The 2,129-nt window shown below is 59.9% G+C and carries 1 protein-coding gene; it reads left to right on the plus strand.

The genetic code is table 11. From position 1 onward, the window contains the following. Positions 1-57: 57 nt before the first annotated feature. Positions 58-2,094, plus strand: coding sequence for a hypothetical protein (locus tag OC610_RS26180; protein ID WP_264431988.1), 2,037 nt, complete (start codon positions 58-60; stop codon positions 2,092-2,094). The last annotated feature ends 35 nt before the right edge of the window (positions 2,095-2,129 follow it).

Genomic DNA, 2,129 nt, shown 5'->3' on the forward strand with positions numbered 1-2,129 from the left:
GGCTCGCTTTTTTAATGTCCATGGATGTTGTTGTGCTTTTGGCGCGAAGGGATTCGTATGCGTTCGTTTTTGCTGCTGTTTGTATTGAGTTGTTCTGTTTCCGTCGGGGCCCTGGCGGAGCCGTTTTATAACGCCAAGCCCCTGGCCCATCCGCTGATAAAAAACTCCCAGGAGAGTGGGGCGACGCTGGCGTTTATCCGCGAAGCGGAGGGTGTCGTCGGCTACTCATGCCTGTGTGATTCGTCGGATGGCGTCCCGCAAGTGCTCGACCGGTATGGCGATGCCAGTATCGAGTCAGTGTTCTACGCCAGCCTCGACAGTGATCTCCAGACGTTGGTCGTGCTGTCCCGGGCGAAGGGGCAGTACGCCCTTCATGGTTATCGGTTCGTGCCGTCTACCGGGACGTATCGCCGGCTCGAGACGCTTCAGTCGGTGCTGGATCGTATCGCTGCCAATAGCAAAGTCCTCAATGCTGCCATTGTCCAAAAAGCCCTGGGCGCGTTGCCGCCTTACGCTTACGGCGCCGTGGTGCCCGTGACCGGTATCGTCGAATTCGACACGCTCAATCCCGCTGACGGTACGCTGGTGGGCTACTTCGGTGTCGACGGGGTCCCGGCCTCGGCGGGACAGCCGGCGGAGGATCCCCATCGCGATACCTACAAAAAGACCTTCCAGCAGCGCGAAGGGCGCTGGCTCACGCTGACGTATGAGCGCGTGTCGCCTCGGGATGAGGATGTGGGGGTTGCGTATAGCGTCAGTCGGATGGCTTGGGAAGCCCGTCCGCAGCTGTACCAAGGCTCTGAGGATGGGGTGGGGGTGATCATGGGGGATAGGCAGCTATGGGCGCTGGGTTCGTATGCCCAAGGCAAGAAATCGGGTCGGTGGAAGGAGTTTGGCCCGTCGGGCGACGAGTCTACCGGCGCCTATGTGGATGGGGTGCGCCAGGGGCCGTGGGTTATCAGTGATAGGGGGACGGTTTCCAAAGGCGTGATTGTCGATGACTTCTACGAGGGGCGCTGGACGATCGAGGGATACGACGATGAGGTGCTGATGTCGGGCTTCGATACTTACAAACACGGTGATTTTGACGGGCCTTCCGAGCGTGTGCGTCATGGCGAGGTGATCCAGCGCGGCGATTTCGTGGCGGGCATACAGCACGGCGATTGGAAAATGCCGTGGGGCGAGGGGCGTTACGTGCAAGGCGTCCGGGAGGGGCGTTGGATTTTGAAGGTGGAGGGCGGCGGCGTCCAGACCGTGGACTTTGTCGCCGACAAGAGGCACGGCGAGTTGCGAGAAGTGGATGCTGCGGGGGTGTTGCGGCGGGTCGAGCACTACCAAGCGGGTGTGTTGGATGGGTTGAAAGAGACCTATGCGGCGAATGGCAAGCTCACCTATTCGGCTCACTACGCCAATGGTCAGATCGAAGGGCGGGCGCTGGCCTATGCGGACGACGGTGCCGTGCTGCTGTCGGATATCTCCTGGCGTTACGGTTCGCGAGAGGGTGCCTTTCGTCTCTATCACCCTAATGGCCAGCCCGATACGGTGGCAACGTACGAAAAGGATGAGCCCATTGGCAACGTGCAATCATTCGACGCGAATGGGGTGTTAATTGCGGACCGCAACTATTGCCATGTGCCGGATGGGAAGTACACCCGCATCAAGTTGTGCGGCAAGCAGCGCGGGGCATTCAATAACGGCCACTTCGATTCCGAGAGTGACTACCTGTTTGGTAACGAGCAGAGTGCCCGCCATACCCAGGATGGGCACAATGTGCGGGAGGTGTTGCTGGGGCCTGATGATCGTGTGACTCGCAAGGAGTACTACCCCAGCGGTCAGTTGAAGTCCTCCGAGGCCCGGCAGGGGTTTCGGCTGATAACGGTCTATGGGCGCGAATACAAGGACTATTCGTACGCCAAGCGCGAAGGCGAGACGGTCTACTACTACCCGACGGGTGTGGTCGAGCGCCGCATGACCTTCAAGGATGACAAGATCGTGGGCTGCTACACCGGCTACGACGAGGCGGGCGTACAGAACTTCCCACCCCCAGGAGGTTGCCCTCCGCCGAAGCCGGTGGTGTTCAATTTCGGCGAGTAGAGTTCTGATTTCCCTGATCAATGTGGGAGCGAGCT

Source organism: Pseudomonas agronomica (assembly GCF_025917275.1).
Classification (GTDB): Bacteria; Pseudomonadota; Gammaproteobacteria; order Pseudomonadales; family Pseudomonadaceae; genus Aquipseudomonas; species Aquipseudomonas agronomica.

Excerpts from the sequence above, each read along its gene's own strand:
- OC610_RS26180 (WP_264431988.1), top strand. The coding sequence starts at position 58 with ATGCGTTCGTTTTTGCTGCTGTTTGTATTGAGTTGTTCTGTTTCCGTC.